At 53.1% G+C, this 20,171-nt stretch carries 19 protein-coding genes and 2 tRNA genes; 3 read left to right on the forward strand and 18 right to left on the reverse strand.

All coding sequences use genetic code 11. The annotated features are described in order from the left end of the window. The first annotated feature begins 150 nt into the window (after positions 1-150). A complete protein-coding gene (locus INF30_RS11025) occupies positions 151-1,251 on the forward strand; it encodes a pyridoxal phosphate-dependent aminotransferase (protein ID WP_226395211.1) in 1,101 nt (366 codons plus the stop codon). A 107-nt stretch (positions 1,252-1,358) separates the two neighbouring features. On the opposite strand, the gene metA is transcribed toward INF30_RS11025, so the two are convergent. From metA to INF30_RS11060, 7 genes are all read right to left on the reverse strand, one after another. Beyond that, positions 1,359-2,279, reverse strand: a complete 921-nt coding sequence (metA, locus tag INF30_RS11030; protein WP_076777208.1) for a homoserine O-acetyltransferase MetA — start codon at positions 2,277-2,279, stop codon at positions 1,359-1,361. Between the two features lie 27 nt (positions 2,280-2,306). Further along, a complete protein-coding gene (locus INF30_RS11035; protein ID WP_330601315.1) occupies positions 2,307-3,647 on the reverse strand; it encodes an AI-2E family transporter in 1,341 nt (446 codons plus the stop codon). Positions 3,648-3,812: 165 nt separating this feature from the next. Next, positions 3,813-4,181, reverse strand: coding sequence for a DUF1540 domain-containing protein (locus INF30_RS11040; RefSeq protein ID WP_226395213.1), 369 nt, complete (start codon positions 4,179-4,181; stop codon positions 3,813-3,815). 67 nt (positions 4,182-4,248) lie between these two features. Further along, positions 4,249-4,677: an acyl-CoA thioesterase gene (locus INF30_RS11045; protein ID WP_076777205.1), complete on the reverse strand. Its 429-nt coding sequence runs from the start codon at positions 4,675-4,677 to the stop codon at positions 4,249-4,251. Further along, on the reverse strand, positions 4,677-5,543 hold the full coding sequence (locus INF30_RS11050) for an aldo/keto reductase (RefSeq protein ID WP_330601316.1): 867 nt from the start codon (positions 5,541-5,543) through the stop codon (positions 4,677-4,679). Before INF30_RS11050 ends, INF30_RS11045 begins: the two co-directional genes overlap by 1 nt. Positions 5,544-5,552: 9 nt before the next feature. Beyond that, a complete protein-coding gene (locus INF30_RS11055) occupies positions 5,553-6,266 on the reverse strand; it encodes a YdcF family protein (protein ID WP_076780788.1) in 714 nt (237 codons plus the stop codon). A gap of 1 nt (position 6,267) precedes the next feature. Beyond that, positions 6,268-6,771, reverse strand: coding sequence for an SEC-C metal-binding domain-containing protein (locus INF30_RS11060; protein WP_076777203.1), 504 nt, complete (start codon positions 6,769-6,771; stop codon positions 6,268-6,270). Between the two features lie 162 nt (positions 6,772-6,933). On the opposite strand from INF30_RS11060, the gene INF30_RS11065 reads away from it, so the two are divergent. Then, positions 6,934-7,212: a hypothetical protein gene (locus INF30_RS11065; protein WP_226395214.1), complete on the forward strand. Its 279-nt coding sequence runs from the start codon at positions 6,934-6,936 to the stop codon at positions 7,210-7,212. On the opposite strand, the gene INF30_RS11070 is transcribed toward INF30_RS11065, so the two are convergent. The 4 genes from INF30_RS11070 to cls all read right to left on the reverse strand — a co-directional run bounded on the left by INF30_RS11070 (position 7,203) and on the right by cls (position 12,218). Next, positions 7,203-7,358 carry a hypothetical protein gene (locus tag INF30_RS11070; protein WP_173829252.1) on the reverse strand — a complete coding sequence of 52 codons (156 nt, stop codon included), beginning with the start codon at positions 7,356-7,358 and terminating at the stop codon, positions 7,203-7,205. The two genes, INF30_RS11065 and INF30_RS11070, sit on opposite strands and share 10 nt — an antisense overlap. Positions 7,359-7,539: 181 nt before the next feature. Beyond that, positions 7,540-9,069, reverse strand: a complete 1,530-nt coding sequence (locus tag INF30_RS11075) for a sodium:solute symporter family protein (RefSeq protein ID WP_226395215.1) — start codon at positions 9,067-9,069, stop codon at positions 7,540-7,542. Positions 9,070-9,274: 205 nt separating this feature from the next. Then, complete coding sequence (locus tag INF30_RS11080) at positions 9,275-10,555, reverse strand: adenylosuccinate synthase (protein ID WP_076777200.1); 1,281 nt, start codon at positions 10,553-10,555, stop codon at positions 9,275-9,277. A 103-nt stretch (positions 10,556-10,658) separates the two neighbouring features. Further along, positions 10,659-12,218 (reverse strand): cardiolipin synthase, encoded by a 1,560-nt coding sequence (gene cls / locus INF30_RS11085; protein WP_226395216.1) that lies wholly within the window; start codon positions 12,216-12,218, stop codon positions 10,659-10,661. 175 nt (positions 12,219-12,393) lie between these two features. On the opposite strand from cls, the gene INF30_RS11090 reads away from it, so the two are divergent. After that, positions 12,394-12,678, forward strand: coding sequence for a hypothetical protein (locus INF30_RS11090; protein ID WP_226395217.1), 285 nt, complete (start codon positions 12,394-12,396; stop codon positions 12,676-12,678). Positions 12,679-12,782: 104 nt separating this feature from the next. Here the strand turns inward: INF30_RS11090 and pdxR are convergent, their stop codons facing one another. The 7 genes from pdxR to INF30_RS11125 all read right to left on the reverse strand — a co-directional run bounded on the left by pdxR (position 12,783) and on the right by INF30_RS11125 (position 20,165). Further along, on the reverse strand, positions 12,783-14,186 hold the full coding sequence (gene pdxR, locus INF30_RS11095) for a MocR-like pyridoxine biosynthesis transcription factor PdxR (RefSeq protein ID WP_226395218.1): 1,404 nt from the start codon (positions 14,184-14,186) through the stop codon (positions 12,783-12,785). 7 nt (positions 14,187-14,193) lie between these two features. Next, positions 14,194-15,861 (reverse strand): glutamine--tRNA ligase/YqeY domain fusion protein, encoded by a 1,668-nt coding sequence (locus INF30_RS11100; protein WP_226395219.1) that lies wholly within the window; start codon positions 15,859-15,861, stop codon positions 14,194-14,196. Between the two features lie 103 nt (positions 15,862-15,964). Next, positions 15,965-17,434, reverse strand: a complete 1,470-nt coding sequence (locus INF30_RS11105; protein ID WP_226395220.1) for a polysaccharide deacetylase family protein — start codon at positions 17,432-17,434, stop codon at positions 15,965-15,967. A gap of 130 nt (positions 17,435-17,564) precedes the next feature. Next, positions 17,565-17,637, reverse strand: a tRNA-Ala gene (locus INF30_RS11110). Between the two features lie 32 nt (positions 17,638-17,669). Then, positions 17,670-17,742, reverse strand: a tRNA-Thr gene (locus INF30_RS11115). A 160-nt stretch (positions 17,743-17,902) separates the two neighbouring features. Continuing rightward, entirely contained in the window at positions 17,903-19,228 is a 1,326-nt protein-coding gene (locus INF30_RS11120) for a hemolysin family protein (protein WP_076777194.1), read from the reverse strand. 310 nt (positions 19,229-19,538) lie between these two features. Further along, entirely contained in the window at positions 19,539-20,165 is a 627-nt protein-coding gene (locus INF30_RS11125) for a sigma-70 family RNA polymerase sigma factor (protein ID WP_076777193.1), read from the reverse strand. Positions 20,166-20,171 lie beyond the last annotated feature (6 nt).

A 20,171-nucleotide genomic window follows, 5' to 3' on the forward strand; every position in this document is an offset into this window, starting at 1 on the left:
GTTGTTTTGGTCGATGACATTATACACGAAAAGGGAGGTCAATGCTCTTTTTATTTGCAAACCTCCAAAAGATCAAGGTAAAACGTAACTTTAACCAATAAAAAGCATGGTAGTTTTGGACACTACCACGAGAAATATGGAGGAATACGTATGAAAAACACGAACCGCCCCGCCTTCCACGGCAGTGATCTGGAACAGATCGAGGCATATTACCATATCAAAAAGGAGGACATCATAAGCTTTGGAGCCAATGTCAATCCTCTGGGGCTGTCCCCCTCTGTCAAAAAAGCTCTGGCAGAAAATCTGGATGTCATCAGCCGCTATCCTGACCGGGACTATGTTTCCCTGAAAGCCGCCATCTCCGACTACTGTCAGATCCCTGCCTCCTTTGTCGCCGTGGGGAACGGCTCCACAGAGCTGATCTCTCTGCTCATCAGCCAGCGCCGGGCCCGCCATGCCGTGGTCATCGGCCCCACCTACTCAGAATACCAGCGGGAACTGGCCCTGACCGGAGGGCTGGTCACCGCCTACAACCTGAAGGAGGAGGACGGCTTTTTGCCGGACACCGCGGATCTGCTGCGCTTTCTCCCGGAAGACACAGATCTTGTCATCCTGTGCAACCCCAACAATCCCACCTCCTCCGCCATCAGCCGGGACGATCTCACATCTCTTGTCAGCGCCTGCCGGGAGCGGGACATCTTCGTCATGGTGGATGAGACTTACGCCGAGTTCGCCCCGGATCCGCGCCTGATCACGGCCATCCCTCTGACTCTTCGCTTTGACAATCTCATGGTCATCCGGGGCGTGTCCAAATTCTTTGCGGCTCCGGGGCTTCGCCTGGGCTACGGGGTCACTGGAAACCAGGACTTTCTCGCGTCACTCAAGATCCACCAGAACCCATGGAGCGTCAGCAGCATTGCTGCTCTGGCGGGAGAGCTGATGCTGCAGGATGCCGGCTACATTGAGAAGACCTGGCAGCTCATAGACTCTGAGCGCACCCGCCTGACTGAGATCCTCTCCGGTTTCCGCCATGCCCGGGTCTACGCCCCCTACGCCAACTTTATCCTGGTGCGGATCCTGAAAGAGGGACTCTCCTCCTTCCAGGTCTTCGAGGCGGCCATCCGCCAGGGCATGATGATCCGGGACTGCTCCTCCTTCGAGAGCCTGCCAGGAGAGTACATCCGCTTCTGCGTCATGCTGCCAAAGGACAACGACCGGCTGATGAAGTGCCTGGCAGAGCTGCTTGCCTGACGGACACCGGACGATATAGAACGGGGCCGGACCGCTTTTTACCGCTGTCCGGCCCCGTATGTTTTGAATATTGCTCTATCCTTTTACATCCTCGAAAATCCGGTCTTTTAGAAGGGTGTCCCGATCATATTGTAGGGCGTCACCTGGTACACGTAGTAATTCAGCCAGTTTGTGTACAGATTGTTCCCGTGGGCCCTCCATGTCAGAAGCGGCCTGTTCTGGGGATCATTGTCCGGGTAATAGTTCTCCGGGATCTCAATGGGCAGTCCCTTGGCAAGATCCCTCTTGTACTCCCCGTCCAGCGTAACCCTGTCGTACTCCGGATGCCCCATGACAAAGATCTGCCGGCCATCCTGGGCCATGGAGAGGAAGGCACCTGCCTTTTTGGACTCTGCCAGGATGGTGATCCTTCCGTCCTGCCGGATCTTCTCCGCCGGTACATCTGTGTGCCTGGAGTGAGGCGCCAGAAAGACATCGTCAAACCCTCTCACCAGGGGGATCTTCCGATTCAGCACTTTGTGGCTGAAGACGCCGAACAGCTTTTTCTCCAGGGGCACTTTGTTGATCCCGTAGTGGTAGTAGAGGGCTGCCTGGGCTCCCCAGCACAGGTGAAGGGTGGAGGTCACATTGGTCTTCGTCCACTCCATGATCTGGGTCAGTTCCTCCCAGTAGTCCACTTCCTCAAAGGGCATCTGCTCCACCGGGGCGCCGGTAATGATAAATCCGTCAAATTTCTGGTCCTTTACCTCATTAAAGGGCAGATAGAATTTATTCAGATGGCTGGTGGAGGTGTTCTTGGACTCGTGGCTGGACACGTTGATGAACACCACGTCTATCTGCAGAGGTGTGTTGGACAAGGACCGCAGGATCTGAAGCTCTGTGTCCTCCTTGAGCGGCATCAGATTCAGAAGCCCGATGCGGATGGGCCTGATATCCTGGTGGGTGGCACGGTGATCGTCCATCACAAATATATTCTCCTGCTCCAATATCTCTTTTGCTGGCAGGTCATTCTGTACTCGAATTGGCATAGTCTCTTCTCCTTTAACTTTTATCTGCTATGGTTTGTCTGGGCCTGTCTTCTCTTCTGCTTCCCCGTCGTCCCGGGGAGCCTTGTCTCTGTGTATATAGGTGCCTTCATCGTCCACATAGCTCAGCTCATCATAATAGTCAGACTGAACAGGGAGATCTTTTTTCTCCAGCCGCCTGTTGACAATACTCTGGATGATATAGTAGATCACTGCAAAGGTGGGCACACCCATGAGCATTCCCGGGAATCCGAACAGTCCACCTCCCAGAAGGATGGAGAAAATAACCCAGAAAGCGGAAAGCCCTGTGCTGTTTCCAAGGATCTTAGGTCCAATGAAATTGCCGTCCAGCTGCTGCAGAAGAAAGATAAAGATAATAAAATACACACCCTTCAGCGGATCTGCGAGCATGATCAGGAGGGCTGATGGGATCGCTCCTATGTAGGGGCCGAAAAACGGGATCACATTGGTCACGCCCACGATCACGCTGACCAGCACCACATACGGCATCTTGAGTATGGAAATGCCGATAAAGCACAGCACTCCGATGATGGCGGAGTCGATGATCTTCCCGATGATAAACCCTCCGAAGATCTCGTTGCTCTTTCTTGTCAGGTGAAGGATAGCGTTGGCGTTCCTGCTGGAAAATGCCGCGTAGACGGTCTTCTTTGTCTGGGACACAAATTTCTCTTTGCTGAACAGCACATACACCGAGACGATGATGCCGATCAGTGCGTTAAAGACTTCGCTGAGGAATCTGATCACTCCCTCTGTCAGGCTGGCCATCAGGTCGTTGATCCGGGCCAGAAGGTCTGTGCGCAGCCAGTTCTGCAGCATGTCTGTTCCTTCACTGAGTGCCCGCTTTATGATATCCCCGATGGCTGAATCATCAGCGTAGATCCGGTTCAGCTGTTTTCCCAGACCGTTCAGCTGCCCCGGCAGGGTCATGATCAGGTCCCGGATACTCTTGTACAGCTCCGGTATCAGCATATTAAACAGGGCCGCGATCAGAAAGAGCAGGAACACCACCGCCAGGGCGATCCCGGCTGCCCGTGAGAACTTCTCCGCCTTCTCGTCATTTTTCATTTTCCTCTTCAGTGCGGGGACGAGATAGCGGTCCACCTGCTTTACAATAGGATTCAGCAGGTAGGCGATGACGAGCCCGTACAGGATCGGCTTCAGCACATCTACTACTGTCCACATCACATCCGTCAGATTGGTGGCCCGGAGCAGCGCAAAATAAAACATGATGCCGGCTGCCACCACGAGGAAATAGGTAATTCCCCTGCCGAACTGCTGCCGGATCCAGGATGTCCCCCTGCCGCTCCTTGCCCTGTCCTTGTTCTCTCTTTCTGTCTCCTTCTCTGTCATATCCATCATTCCTTTTCCATTCTGCGCATATAAATCATTATATCAATGCCCTTCTGAAAAAGCAACGAAGAAAGGAAGGACATTGCTGTATGCTGTCCTTCCTCTCTCTTTCCTGTTCTGTTATCCTGTGCGCGTCGTCTTCTATCCGCACTGATCTTATTCGTCTCAGCAGGTAAATGTGGCGCACTCTGTCTGACTGCTCTGACTGGCATTTCCGCCCTCCACGCTGATCTTTCCGGCATGGCACTGGCAGTTGTCGTTGTACTTGCACTGAACGGCCTGGCAGTCCACACAGCTGCAGGCTGAAGCGCTTGCCGCGCTGTCAGTCATTCCCATGCCGGATGCTCCGCTGTAGGAATTGCTGTAGGAGCTGCCGGATGCATTTGTCTGGGCGTTTCCTCTCTCCTGGAAACTGTCACAGCAGGTCTCGTCCGCTCTTTTTGCAGAGTTTCCTCCCACCTGGATCTTGTCCAGGGTACAGTAGTAATTCTGGTTGTGCATGCAAGTCTGCACTGTGCACTTCAATTCTGGCATTGATACTACCTCCTTTATCCGTTTATCGGAAATAGTATCTGCACTTTTTTGAAAAATATTCTGGCTTTTACTTCTCCTGTCCCATGACTCCCACAAAGAGCGCATGGATGTCGGGATAGTCTTTCTTCAAGGATACAGGGCGCCCCTTTTCATTTAAAAAACAATGCTTTGTCAGCCCCCGGCAGTGGACCATGCCGGTGTTCTCATCTGTCACCTCATACTCCAGGGTCAGCTTGATGCCGTTGTACTCCTTCATCCTGGTTCGGATGGACACGGTGTCCCCAAAGCGGACCATACGCAGATAGTCCGCCTCTACGCCCAGGACGGGGCTGGCTATCCCCAGCTCCTCCATCCGGTCATACCCCATGCCCATCTGCTCCATAAGGTCGACCCTGGCCTCTTCAAACCACCGGATATAGTTGGAGTGATGAACGACTCTCATCTGATCCGTCTCATAGTACTGCACTTTATGTATGTATTTCTGTATCTCTCTCATTATCTCTCACTCCCTCTTATGGATCCGGTGTCCGGATGCTGCCCCGACCAGCCGGTCTGAGGTATGGTCCCCAGCCTGTACATATCCTCCTCTTCTATCTCAAACCCGAACACATCCTGATTCTGCTTCATCCTCTCCATGGCGGAGGACTTAGGCAGGGGCACAACGCCCCGCTGGATGGCATAGCGGATACACAGCTGCGCCACAGAGACGCCGTAGCGGCCCGCCATCTCCTGCAGCATCTCATTGTCCAGGAGGGCTCTCCTTCCAATGGGGCTCCAGGCCTGTACCAGGATCCCCTTCTCCTGACAGTACCGGACCGTCATCTCCTGGGTATAGCCGGGGTGGAACTCGATCTGGTCCACCGCCGGACGGACACGGCAGTCCTCCAGCAGGTTATCGATGTGGTGGGGAAGGAAGTTGCTCACGCCGATGGCTCTGACCTTTCCCTCCTCGTACAGTTCCTCCAGCCCCTTCCATGTCTCTTTGTCCAGCTGTTTCCAGTCCTCGTATCCTTCCTCAGGCAGGGGCCAGTGGATCAGATAGAGATCCAGGTAATCTGTCTCCAGCATCTCCAGAGACTGCCGGAATGCTTTTTTAACATTCTCATATCCCATCTGGGTCTTCCACGCCTTTGACGTGATAAAGAATTCCTTCCTCGGGACGCCGCTTCTGCGTATGGCCTCCGCCAGGTACTCCTCCGTTCCGTAGAAGGAGGCCGTGTCAAAATACCGGTACCCGGCTTCAATGGCCATTTCTATTATATCCGCGCTCTTACCGTCCGCCGCCTTGTAGGTGCCGTAGCCAAGGCAGGGATTTTTCACTCCGTTGTTTAACGTGTAGCAGTCGTACATATTCTTCATCATTTCTCTCCTTTATCTGAAAATCCACATCTTCCAGACCGCAAAGAACTCTCTTACCGCATAGTTAAGGAACAGTACTGCGCTGCTGGAAGCCGGGATGGCCCGGGGATTTTTATAACCTGTTCTCCTGGCATACTCCTTAGCCCTGTACATGTGGAAGTTGTTAGTCACAACTCCAACCGGCTCTGTCTTGTCCGGTATGAAGGCGCTGGAGAAGGCAAAGTTCTCCCTGGTGGACGTAGAACGGTCCTCCTTTAGGATCCGCTCCGGACTGATCCCTCTTGCCCGCAGATACGCCTCCATCGCCCCCGCCTCGGTGATCGCCTCCCCTTTTCCCATGCCGCCGGACACGATCACCGCCGTACCTGGATGAGACTCCAGATAAGTGACCGCCGCCTCCAGGCGGCGGCTCAGGGAGCCTGTCACTTTCGTTCCCTGGATATGGGCCCCGAGGACGATGATAAAGGGACAGTCTGCCTCCCGATCCGGGCGCATCCCCAGAAGGATCCGCATCTCCACCACCGCAAATACAAAAAGGGCAATGGAAAAAGAACTCTCCACTGCCAGTTCCAGCCAGGAAGGCCCCGCAAGGGCGGCCGCATGTCCCAGAAGACACACGGCCCCGGCCCCTGGCCAGAACCAGGCAAAGGTAGATTTCCACTTTCCCATCGCCATACAGATGATCAGATAATATGCCAGACAGAAAACCGCTGCTGCCAGTATCATCTTATCTTCCGCAGCAGTGTTTGTATTTCTTTCCGCTTCCGCAGGGGCAGGGATCATTGCGCCCGATCTTCTTCGGCTTGCGGATCGTGCCTGACTCCTTCTGCTCTTTGTAGAGAGCCTTTCTCTCCTCCTCGGTGAAAATAGCATCCCACTGGGGAAGATTGTAAAGCCAGTCAGCCTTGGCGGCCACCATGTTCTTATATAACAGGGCTTTGTCGTACACAAGGTTTACCTGTGTGTCCTCGTCCATGGTCTCAATGGGGTTTGGCACCTTCAGGCTCTCGTCAATGCCATCCAGAAAGCCCACCATCGTCATAACGCTGTGTCCGAATCTGTCTGCCAGCTCTTTGACTGTGCCGCGGACTTCCTCCTCCGGGTTGGAGAGCAGTTTCTCATAGATCTCCTTCTCGATCTGGAAATAGGAAGCCCAGAACTTCTGAAGCTGGCCTCTGTCTGCCTTCTCATTGTAAGCGGTAGCCCGCCACTGTTCCAGTAATGTACTCATTTTTATACTCCTTTGTGCTCCTGCCTGCGCAGGTTTTTTTCTGTGCAAGCCCTATTATATACTATTTTCCCCGATTTTCAAAGAGGATGGATTTGATTTTTTAACTGTTTCCCTATATAATACTGGAATACAGCAATATGTTTCTGAAAGGAGTCTTCTCATATGGAAAAGATCAGGCGGATCCTGGCAGCCTGCGGGGCTGTTCTTCTCCTCGCCATGTACGGCAGCACGCTCTTCTTCGCCATCACTGACCATTCACAGACAATGGGTCTTCTAAAAGCCTCCATTGCATGTACCTTTATCATCCCTGTCCTTCTGTACGCCTACACACTCGTGTACAGGAACATCCGGAACAGCCGCCCGGCCTCCGGCGAGGAGAGCGCCTGTGAAGATATGACGGATCTGGCAGGGGAAGAAGATCCCGGCAGTGATCAGACGTAAAGTCCGGCCCACATCCAGGCCGGGCTTTTTTCTTTTACCTGACCTTTTCTACTCTGCTGCGCCTCTTTTATCTTCTGTCTCTTATTTAAGTACTCTTCCATGGAAATTGCTTCCTGGCTGATGTCTTTTCTCTCGCTGTTTCTCATGCTGCATACCTCCACTTCTATTTATTTATACTCCATACTCCGATTTCCCGGCTTTATTATTATATTGCCGGTCTTCTGTTTTTATGACTTTTTCTGCTATGCTGTTACTATACTTCACAAATGTGTCTTCTGTATGGAGAGAAGCTAAAATAAAAGTAAGGAATTTCTTAAAAAAATATTGTCACTCCTCCTCGAGAGAATGCTTTTTCTTTATAACAACCGTCTCGTCATAGCAGGCAAAGATCCTGTCAATATGTTCTCCGGAGGGCTTGGGTGTCAAAAGGCTTACCACCGGCACAATGATCATGCCTGCCACCATCGCCAGCGCACCTGCATTGATAGGCGAGTCAATATATCCTATGAGCATGTTGGACACAGTAATGCCTATCCCTGCCGCAAAACTGGCCCACACAGACAGCCTTGTCGTCCGCTTCCAGTACAGGCCATACAGGAAGGGCGCCAGGAACGCACCTGCCAGAGCGCCCCAGGAAATTCCCATGAGCTGCGCGATAAAGGCCGGGGGATCCAGAGCCAGCACAACAGACAGGAGGATAAAGAACACGATCAGAAGCTGCATGACTATGATCTGCCCTCTCTCGCTCATCTTCTTCATCACCGTATCCTTCAGGAAATCCAACGTCAGCGTGGAGCTGGACGTAAGAACCAGGGAAGACAGGGTAGACATGGACGCGGACAGCACAAGGATCACCACAATGCCCACCAGAATGTCCGGAAGCCCTGACAGCATAAAGGGGATAATACTGTCGTACACAACCGATCCGTCTGTCCCGTAGATCTCCGGCGAATCAAAGAGCCTGCCAAAGCCTCCCAGGAAGTAGCATCCGCCGGACACGATGATAGCGAACACTGTGGAGATAATGGTGCCGGTCTGAATGGACTTCTCATCCCGGATGGTGTAGAACTTGTGGATCATCTGGGGCAGTCCCCACGTCCCCAGGGAAGTCAGGATCACCACACCCAGCAGATTCAGCGGGTCCGGTCCAAAGAAGGAGGTGAAGGCGCCGGGCTGCCCCATCGTCACTTCCACGTCACTTGGAATCTGGGCCATCTTTCCCACTGCCTCCATGAAACCTCCCTGTCCTGCCAGCACTGCCGCAATGACTGCCACAATGCCGGCCAACATGATGATCCCCTGTATAAAGTCATTGATGGCTGTGGCCATGTAGCCTCCCAGGATGACGTACACGGCTGTGATCACTGCCATGAGGATAACGCACCAATGGTAGGGAATGTTGAAAGCCATCCCGAAAAGCCTGGAAAGCCCGTTGTAGATGGACGCCGTGTAAGGTACAAGAAAGATAAATACAATGGCGGACGCCGCAATCTTCAGTTCCCGGCTCCCGTATCTCTCCCCGAAAAAGTCCGGCATGGTCCTGGAGCCAAGGTGCTGGCTCATGACCCGTGTCCGCCTCCCCAGGATGACCCAGGCGAGAAGGCTGCCAATGACCGCGTTTCCTATCCCGATCCAGGTGGAGGCGAGGCCGTATTTCCACCCGAACTGTCCGGCATACCCCACAAACACGACTGCTGAGAAATAGGAGGTTCCGTAGGCGAAAGCTGTCAGCCACGGTCCCACTGACCGCCCTCCCAGCACAAATCCGTCCACACTGCCTGCATGTCTTCTGGCATAGATCCCCACTGCCACCATTACCACAAAAAACAACAGCAGGATCGTAAGCTTGATGATCATTTTTGTTTCCTCCTTTTCTCTGCACTTCCTTTTTTCTACATCACTTTAAACCGTAACGCTTTAAAGCACTAAATCATTTCTCTAAAAGAATACCACAGTGCAGCGCGCCCTGTCAACTGCAAAATAAGTAAAAAAGCCCCACAGGCATTGACCTGTGGGGGGGCAAAACATAACATCTTTTTGAGGCTGCTCCTTCGCGAACCTGCTATTTATTTCTGTAGATAATATCTTTTCTTCCCGGTCCGTTGGAGATCATAGTAATCGGATAGCCGATCTCCTTCTCGATAAACTCGATGTAATTCCGGCAGTTCTCCGGGAGATCCTCGTACTTCTTGATGCCCCGGATATCACATTTCCATCCCGGCAGCGTCTCAAGAACCGGTTTTGCTTTCTCCAGAAGATGTGTGGTGGGGAAGTCTTTTGTCACTTTTCCATCGATCTCGTAACCTACGCAGACAGGGATCTCATCCAGGTATCCCAGCACGTCCAGAACTGTGAACGCCACGTCCGTGGTTCCCTGCAGCCTGCATCCGTACCTGGAAGCAACACAGTCAAACCATCCCATACGCCTCGGACGTCCTGTCGTGGCGCCGAACTCTCCGCCGTCTCCTCCGCGTCTTCTCAGTTCATCTGCCTCCTCGCCGAAGATCTCACTGACAAAAGCGCCTGCTCCCACTGCGCTGGAGTATGCCTTGCAGACAGTGATGACCTGTTTGATCTCGTAAGGCGGGATGCCGGCTCCGATGGCGCCGTAACCTGCCAGTGTGGAGGATGATGTGACCATGGGGTAGATGCCGTGATCCGGATCCTTCAGGGAGCCAAGCTGTCCCTCGAGAAGGATCTCCTTTCCTTCCTTCAGCGCATTGTAAAGGAAGAGAGACACATCACACACATAGGGTTCGATCATCTCTTTGTATTCTTTCAGTTCTTTATAAAGGTCAGCAGGATCGATCAATGGCTTATGGTACAGATGTTCCAGCAGTACGTTTTTCTGCTCTGCAACGCGGACCGTCTTCTCTTTCAGCAGCTCGTCATCGAAAAGCTCACTTACCTGGAAGCCGATCTTGGCATATTTGTCTGAGTAGAAAGGAGCGATCCCGGACTTTGTGGATCCGAAGGATTTTCCGCCCAGCCTCTCCTCCTCGTACGCATCAAAATTTTTGTGGTAGGACATCACGATCTGCGCCCTGTCGGACACAAGGATCTTTGGCATGGGAACTCCCTTTTCCACGATGGACTGGATCTCACCGAAAAGGCGCGGAATGTCCAGAGCAACTCCGTTGCCGATAATACTTGTCGTGTGACTGTAGAACACGCCGGAAGGCAGTGTGTGCAGCGCAAATTTGCCATAGTCATTTATGATGGTGTGTCCTGCATTGGCGCCTCCCTGAAAGCGGATGATTATATCCGCGCTCTCGCCAAGCATGTCGGTAATCTTTCCCTTACCTTCATCGCCCCAGTTGGCACCTACTACTGCTTTTACCATATCCATTCCTCCTGTGTATCATTTACATTACTGGCTCACAAACAGCCATATGCATTATACTATATTTTCCCCTCAATGTACAATACTATTTTCCCGAAGCCACCTACATAAGGGGAGCAAAGAGCCTGAGCACCTGTCCTGTGATCTTGGAGAACAGACTCCTGTTACGCAGCTCCACAAGGCTCACCTTGTGGCACTTCATAAGCGTCTCCTGGAAATCTCTCTCCACCCGGTCCACCACGGAATTGTTATAGATGAACACCCCGCACTCGAAATGCAGGTAAAGGCTCCTGTAGTCCAGGTTGATGGTGCCCACGGTGGCCGTGTCATCGTCTGACACGAAAACTTTGGCGTGGACAAACCCCGGCTTGTACTCGTAGATCTGCACGCCCGCGCGGATCAGTTCCCGGTAGTAGGTCTTGGCCACCACGAAGGCATACCACTTGTCCGGGATGTGGGGCATGATGATGATCACCTCGATGCCGCTCTTGGCCGTCCTTGTCAGGGTGGTGATCATCTCGTTGTCCAAAATGAGATAAGGGGTCATAATATGCACGTACTTTTTCGCGTGATTCAGTATATGGAAATATACTTCCTCCCCCACATTTTCATTGTCAAAGGGGCTGTCTCCGTAGGGCAGCACGTACCCCAGCTCCCGCCTGAGCCCCTGGCGTCTCGGCGTGAGATAGCGGGTATAGTGCCCCTCCTCTTTCTCGTCCACATTCCACATCTGCAAGAAGAGCATGGTGAGGCTCTGGACCGCGTCCCCCTTCAGCATGACAGCTGTATCCTTCCAGTGTCCGAAGCGCTCTTTCCGGTTGATGTACTCATCTCCCAGATTGATGCCGCCTGTGAAGCCCACTCTCCCGTCGATCACGCAGATCTTGCGGTGATCCCTGTTGTTCTGCACCGTAGACAGGAAAGGCCTGATGGGGTTCATCATCTTGCACCGGATCCCTTTTCGCTCCAGCTCCTGGGGATACTCGTAGGGAAGATTGGAGATGGCGCAGGTGCCGTCGTACATGAACCGCACTTCCACTCCCTCCCTGGCCTTCTGCACGAGGATCTTCAGGATGGTGTCCCACATATATCCCTTCTCCACGATAAAATATTCCATGAAAATGTATTTCCGCGCTTTTTTCAGCTCAGGAACCAGCGCATCAAATTTATCCTCCCCAAGAGGGAAGTAGGTCACCTCCGTGTTGCGGTATGTGGGGAATCCCATGTGGTGGGCCAGATAGTAGGCCAGGTTGGCATTGGCCGGCTTGCTGGCACGCAGAGCGTCCACCACGTCCATATCCTGCATCATATAGGGATCTGTCTCTATCTTCAGGGTTGCCAGCCTCTTTCCCATCCAGCGGACGCCCACCTGACTCTTCACATATATATAAAACAATGTGCCCACTGCAGGAAAAGCCATGACGCAGAGCATCCACGTCATCTTGAACGCGGGGTTGCCCTCTGCGTTGATGATGTAGATCAGCACCACGACTCCTACTACCCTGAGCGTACCGTTGATAAACAGTGCGTATGACTGTAGCAGATTGGTTGTCACTATAAAAAGTCCAAGCTGTATCAGGATCAGAAGAAGAATAAATCCTGTACGGCTGAATATGATCCTGGAAAGTCCTGATTTCGCCTTTCCCGGTTCGTTCTTTCCCATAAAGTCCTCCTTATCTTGTCTGACGCAATATAGTGTAACACACTTTCCTGCCCTCTACAACCGGACGCATGCCCTGAATTTCGCCAGTATTTGCATGTTTCCCCTTTCTTTTTTTGTTCAAAAGTATTACAATGTATCATATCATACACGCAGTCTGCAGAAAGGAGTCATGGATATGTCTAAATGGATAAAACGCGTGCTTGGTCTGGCTGCTGTAGGAAGCGCCGCTGCCGGACTTTACTATTATCTGAAAAAATCTTCTTCAGATAACACAGATGACGATATGGATGATTTTGAGGATGAGGATTTTGATCTCGACAACGACCTGAAGCCTGTAGGCGACAGGGAGTATGTGCCCCTCAACACACCTCCCAAGGGCGGCAGCGATGCCGGGGAGACGGACGCGGAGGAAGAGGCCACTGCAGAACCATCCGCAGACGAGGATAAAAAAGACGCATAAAACGTCCTGTCAAAACAGGCATAACAGAAGCGGGAACCCCCCGGATGATCTGCAAAGATCTCCACAGGCGGGTTCCCGCTTTTTCGTAAAGATTTCTCTTTTTTCTATTTTTTCCATATCCTGCAAAGGATACTGCAGGCCTCTTTGATCTTATCTTCCGGCATATTGGCGTAGCCCAGCAGGATAACCGCTTCCCTGCCAGGTTCTCCCACGATGTAGTCCGACATGCCGTACACCCTTATATCGCAGGCCGACGCCTTCTCGATCAGCTCCCTCTCCGATCTGCCGTCATCAAAGTGGAGAAGAAGATGGACTCCCGCATTCTCGCCGGATATCCTGCATGTATCCGCAAGGGGCTTCAGCCCCGCTATGAGCTGGTCGTGCCTGCCCCTGTACAGAGCACGGGTCTTGTTGAGATGCCGCTCATAGTATCCTTCTTCAAGAAAGCGGCACATGATGAGCTGATCCACCTTGGACACAGTGGAATTGATAAATCCCAGTTTCCTTTCATACTCTTCGCACAGCGTCTCCGGAAGGACCATATAGCTGAGACGGATGGCGGGGGCGATGGACTTGGAAAAGGTTCCCAGGTATATGACTTTCCCCCTGGCGTCAAATCCCTGCAGCGCCGGGATAGGCTTGCCCTTGTATCGGAATTCACTGTCGTAATCATCCTCTACAATGTATCTTCCCCTGCCCGCCTCGGCCCAGGCAAGCAGCTCCATCCGCCGTTTGATGGGCATGACGATCCCTGTGGGATACTGGTGGGAGGGGGTCACATAGGCAATGTCCGCCCCTGCCTCCTCCAAAAGCCGGGTGTCCATTCCCCTTTTGTCCATCCGGATCGGGCAGACCTGAAAGTCCAGGCTGCAAAAAAGCCGGTATGCCTGTTTGTAGGTAGGGTTCTCCACAGCGATCACATGATCCCGCCCAAGCAGAGAACTAAGAAGCATGAGCAGATAGTCGCTGCCGGCACCCACGATCACCTGCCTGGGCGTACAGCTCACCCCTCTTGCCTGGTAGAGATAGCTGCATATGGCTCTGCGGAACGCATATTCCCCCTGGGGATCCCCCAGCCGGAACAGCTCTGTCCTGTCGTCCAGCAGCACTTCCCGGGACAGCTTCCTCCAGATATTGTAGGGAAAACTGTTCAGATCTACTCCATTGGGGGTAAAGTCAAACCGGTACGCTTGTCTCTTCTTCTCCTTAGGCCCTGCCTTCTCATCTCTGGCAGGAGCCGTCTCCAGATGCCATAGGTCCTCCACCTGGGCCACAAAATACCCTCTGCAAGGGACCGCCTCGATATACCCCTCTGACAAAAGCTGTTCATAGGCCATCTCCACCGTGCTCCTGCTGACCTCCAGATAGCGGCACAGGGAGCGGGTGGAAGGCAGTTTCTCCCCGCAGGAGATCCGGCCCGTCCTTATATTCTCTTTGATATAACCGTAAATCTGCTCGTACAGGGACGTGCCGCTGTGGGGCTGCAGATGGATCGTCAGTTCGTTCATGGCAGGCTTATTTAGGCAGCTTGAAAGAGCTCTTCAGGGAGACGATACGGTTGAACACAAGGGCATCAGGCTCTGAATCCCTGGCGTCGATACAGAAGTAGCCGTTTCTCACAAACTGGAAGCTGTCGTAGGCCTTCGCATCCTGGAAGCTGGGCTCCACATAACAGTTTTTCCGGATTTCCAGGGAGTGCGGATTCAGATTCAGGGAACCATCCTCCTTGTTGTACACACCCTTCTCCTCGTCGATCAGGTTCTCATAGAGGCGCACTTCCGCCTTCTGTGCGCAGGAGGCCGGTACCCAGTGAATAGTACCTTTGACCTTTCTTCCTGTAAAGCCGGAGCCGGCCTTTGTCTCCGGGTCGTAGGTGGCATGGACCACAGTCACATTGCCCTCCTCGTCAGTCTCATAGCTCACGCACTTTACGAAATAAGCGTGCATCAGGCGCACCTCATTACCCGGGAAGAGGCGGAAATACTTCTTCGGGGGCTCGATCATGAAATCCTCCCGCTCGATGTACAGCTCCCGCTCAAAAGGAAGCTGGCGCATTCCCAGTTCTTCGTTCTCCAGGTTATTGGCTACATCCAGGTACTCTCTTTCTCCCTCCGGATAGTTGTCAATCACCAGCTTGATGGGATCCAGCACGGCCATCATGCGGGGACGTTTCATCTTCAGATCCTCACGGATGCAGTACTCCAGCATCGCATAGTCCACAGAGCTCTGGCTCTTGGACACACCGCACATCTCCACAAACATCTTGATGGACTCCGGCGTAAATCCTCTCCTTCGCAGCGCCGCGATAGACACAAGGCGGGGATCATCCCATCCGTCCACAATGCCCTCCTGCACCAGCTTCTTGATGTAGCGCTTGCCAGTCACCACGTTGGTCAGGTAGAGCTTGGCAAACTCAATCTGGCGGGGCGCCGGGTCAAACTCACACTCTCTTACCACCCAGTCGTAGAGTGGTCTGTGATCCTCAAATTCCAGCGTACAGATAGAGTGGGTGATCTTCTCCACTGCGTCCTCGATCGGGTGAGCGAAATCATACATGGGGTAGATGCACCACTTGTCCCCTGTATTGTGGTGGGTCATATGGGCTACTCGGTAGATGATGGGGTCGCGCATGTTGATGTTGGGCGACGCCATGTCGATCTTGGCGCGCAGCACTTTCTCCCCATCTTTGTACTCCCCGTTCTTCATAGCCTCAAACAGGGCCAGGTTCTCCTCCACAGAGCGATCCCTGTAAGGGCTGTTCTTTCCGGGCTCTGTGAGGGTTCCTCTGTACTGCCTTATCTCCTCCGGGCTCAGGTCACAGACATAGGCCTTCCCCTTTTTGATCAGCTTCACCGCGCACTCGTACATGATGTCAAAATAATCAGAGGCAAAGTACAGATGTTCCCCATACTCTGCACCCAGCCACTGCACATCTGCCTTGATGGACTCCACAAACTCCATATCTTCTTTCATGGGGTTTGTGTCGTCGAAGCGCAGGTGGAATTTTCCGCCGTACTTCTTCGCCAGCCCGTAATTTAAAAGGATGGACTTGGCATGTCCGATGTGGAGATACCCGTTTGGCTCCGGCGGGAATCTGGTGCACACATTGTCGTACACTCCCTCTCTGAGATCTTTGTCGATCTCCTGCTCAATAAAATTTTTAGAAACCACTTCTTCTCCCATGTCAACCTCCTGATAACAATAATTCCTCTGGTCATGAAGAATATCTTACCATACTTCCCGTCAATCCACAAGCACAAGACACAAGGTCTTCCTTTAAGCCCTGCTAAAAATCCGTGTAACTCTTTCCGTTCACAAGGGCTGTGTTCTTTGCCGCCGCCAGCTCTGACACCGTCACAAGCTGATAGCCCGCCTCCTGGAGCTTTGGTATGAGCTCCAGGGCCGCATCCACAGACTCTGTATGTATATCGTGCATCAGGATAATGTCGCCATCGTCCACAGAGCTCATAACCGTGTCCACCGTCTTTTTGGCATCCCTTGTATTCCAGTCCAGCGTGTCAATGTTCCACAGGATCATGGGCATGCCCACATTCCCGGACACGGTGCTGTTGATGGCCCCGTAGGGCGGGCGCATGACTGTGGCGGAGGTCCCGGCCGCCTCCCGTATCCTGTCGTTCGTCCTCTGGACCTGGGAGGACACGGCCCCCGCGTCCAGCTTAGTCAGATCCGCGTGGTCATAAGAGTGGTTCCCCAGCTCGCATCCTGTGTCCTTCATCCGCTTTACCAGCTCCGGATAGGAGGAGACCTTCTCCCCCAGCATGAAAAAGGTGGCGTGGGCGCCGTACTTTTTCAGCTGATCCAGTATTTCCCCCGTCCGCTTTCCCGGACCGTCGTCAAAGGTGAGCGCCACCATGGGCCGGGAGGGATCCACCATGCTCTCCTTCACGGAGAGGAATTTCCCGTCCCCGCCAAAGGAATAGAGGGAGAGGCCCATGTAGACATCCCCCACGGCCATCTTTCCCTTCTGGTCAAAATAGTACCTGCTCCCCTCTATCTCCTGCCAGCCGGTGAGCGCGCGGCCGTCCTCTCCCAGGTAATATCTGCCGTCCTCCCCGTCCTTCCACTGGCCGGCCTCCATGGCGCCGCTGTCGTCAAAGAAGTACCTGGCCCCGGCAATTTCCCGCCAGCCAACCGCTTTCTCCCCGGCGGAGTCAAAATAGTAGCTCTTTTTCTGCCAGGTGACAAATCCGTCCGTGACCCAGGAACCGTCGTAGCGCTGAAATCTTTCATCCTTCCACCTGCCCACCGGGTTCTTGACCGTCAGTGTGCCTTCCCGCACCTGGAGCTGTACTTTCTTTCTCCAGTCCTTCCCCAGCTTTTCCTTCAGCTCTCCGTCCAGCTCGATCCGCACAGGATAAGTTCCCTCCATGGACAGGTCCGCATCGCACACAAGGGAAATCCCCTCCCCTTTCTCCAGCCGGCTCACCAGCTCCTCTGCCGTGAGCTTCTTCTTTTTGTCCAGGCGTATCCTCTTATTGTACCTTTCCGTGTCCGAGGTGACCTCCGCGAGCAGGGGCGGCTGCTCCTCTCCTACATAGACCTCCCGGTCCGACGTCGAAATCTGTATCCTGGCACGCCGCCCAAAGCCGGACAGGGCAAAGACAGCCCCCGCGGCTCCGGCACAGGTGAACAGGATGGCCGCAGCCACCAGCAGCCTGACCGCAAGACTCCTCCGTCTCCTCCTGTGCATACGCCCCCTCAACTCTGTTCCTATGCTGTTCCTCTTCCTGTTCATCGGTCCTGCTTATCCTCCCCAGACATACTTTATCTTCGACAGAGTATAGCCTGATTCGACAGGAACCACAAGAGGAGCAAAGAATACTTAAGAAAAGTAAAGAAATTCTTAAATTTTGGCACAAAAAAAATGGAGCATACGGGACTTGAACCCGTGACCTCCACACTGCCAGTGTGGCGCGCTCCCAACTGCGCTAATGCCCCATTCAATCATATGAACTCCATTTAATGGAAAAAGCTGCCTAGCGGACTTGAACCGCCGACCTCCGCCTTACCAAGGCGACGCTCTACCTACTGAGCCAAGGCAGCATATATTTCGTAAGCAACATGAACAATATACAATATTAAGACGGACTTGTCAATGACTTTTTAAAAAAACACAGCATCGGTTTCTGCCTCAAAAGTCGGCGGGGCATCCGCTCATTCTCCGGATGCCCTGCTGACCCCTGCAAAAGTCTTGTCCCCGGTCTTATTTTCTCTCCTGGGAGTCCTCTTCCTCTTTTTCCTTCTTCCACACAACCGCTTCCTTGATCCGGTGGTTCTCCACAGCCAGAACACGGATCTCCAGGTCGTCCGTGCTGCACACAAAGGTCTCTCCATCCTCCGGGATCCGGTCTATGACGCCGCAGACGTAGCCGCCAAACGTATCGTAGTCCTGTGAGGGGAGCTCGATCCGCAGCTCCTCCGCCACATCCTCCACATCCGCGCCTCCCTGGATGCGCCACTGGTTATCAGAGATCTTCACAATATCATCAGGTTCTTCCTCCTCGTCCGGCTCGTAGAGGTCTCCAACAAGGGACTCCATCAAGTCGTGGAGGGTGATGATGCCGCTGACACCGCCGTACTCGTCCACCAGCACAGCAAAGTAGATCCTCTTCTTCTTCATATTCTGGAACAGCGTGTTGGCCTTCATGGTATCCGGCACAAAATAGGCTTTCTCCATGGCATTTGCCATAATGTTTTCACGGCTCTTGTCCTCAAGCCGGAAATAGTCTTTCGTGTCCAGCACGCCCACAATGTCTTCCTGATTTTCCTTGCACACCGGATAATGGGTGTGTCTGGTGGAGTGGATGACCGTCTCCCACTCCTTCATATCCTCGTCCAGATACAGGCAGTCCATGTCCACCCTGTGGGTGCAGATCTGTTCCACGGAAATATCGTCAAACTCGAATACATTGCGGATCATCTCGCTCTCCTCGCTGTCGATATTCCCCTGGGCATTTCCCTCCATAAGGAGCATGCGGATCTCCTCCTCCGTCACCTGCTCCTCCTCTTCCTCCGGGTTGATGTGCAGGAGACGAAGCACTCCGTTGGTGGATTTGGTCAGCAGGAACACAAGGGGGGCGAACGCCTTGGACACCCCGTACAGAAGACCGGACAGCAAAAGGGAGAGCTGCTCCGACTTCTTCATGGCGATACGCTTTGGCACTAGCTCGCCGAACACAAGGCTGAAGTAGGCCAGTATGACTGTGATGACAACAAGGGCAACCGTCCGCACGACCCGCTCCGGCACATCCACTCCCATGCTGATGATCCAGTCTGAGAGAGGTCCCGAAAAGCTGTCCGCCGCAAAGGCACTTCCCAGCTGTCCGGCCAGTGTGATGGCCACCTGGATCGTGGAAAGAAATTTGGCAGGCTGCTCTGTCAATGTGTAGAGATGGCGGGCTCTCCTGTCTCCGTCCTCCGCCATTTTTTTCAGTTTTGTCTCATTCATGGAGATCACGGCGATCTCCGCGCTTGCGAAGATAGCGTTGAGCGCTATCAGCACAACCTGTAAAATCAATGGTCCAACCATTCTTTTCTTACTCCTCCTGATTAATCATTCAAACATAAAACATATGGCAAAAGGGTATAACCCACAGGCCCCGCATCTCAACTGATGCGTGCCTGCAGGCTATACCCCTATCTATTCATGATACCACATGGATTCTTTTTTTCCCGCGCACACAAATATGACGCACACACTGTCATCTGAAAGCACTTGCACCTTTCAGTGTCACTGTCATCGTCCATGTATGTAATCACACCTTTCTTTTACGCATTTCCCGGTATTTGTCAGATTTATACCAGATTGATTAATAAAATATCATACTTCGGGCTGTCTGTCAATCTTTCTCCTGCTCGTTCTGTATGATCTTCTCTGTCTTAGCCTTGATCCTCTGGATCGCATTGTCCACTGTCTTGGGACTTTTATCCAGCAGTCTGGCGATGGTCCGGTAGTCTGTTCCCATGAGATGCAGGTAGAGGACCCTCCTCTCCAGATCGCTCAGAGCGCCCTCCAGCTCCTCCTCGATCCTTCTTGCATTCTCCTTGCCCAGAAAGGCCTGCTCCGGATCGCTCTCCCGGCCGGCCTGGATGGTGTCCATCAGCTTGGCACCCTCCCCCTCCTCCGGGTTCTCCTTCTCGTAGAAGGATATATAAGAATTCAGGGGACTGTGCTTCTTTCTCCTGGACGCCTCTATGGCCGTGTAGAGCTGTCTTCTCACGCACAGCCTGGCAAAACTGTAAAAAGACGCCTCCTGCTCCAGGTCATAATCCTGGACTGCTTTGAAAAGGCCTATCATTCCCTCCTGGATCAGATCATCGTTCTCTCCTCCCAGGAGATACATGGCTTTGGCTTCCTTCTTTACAAGTCCTTTATATTTCTCCATCAGGTAGTCCGTGATCGCCCGGTCTCCCTCCCGGAGCCTGCGTATCAGCTGTTCATCTGTCATCTGTTCATACTGGGGCATACTCGC

Source organism: Claveliimonas monacensis, assembly GCF_014982975.1.
GTDB classification, from domain to species: domain Bacteria; phylum Bacillota; class Clostridia; order Lachnospirales; family Lachnospiraceae; genus Claveliimonas; species Claveliimonas monacensis.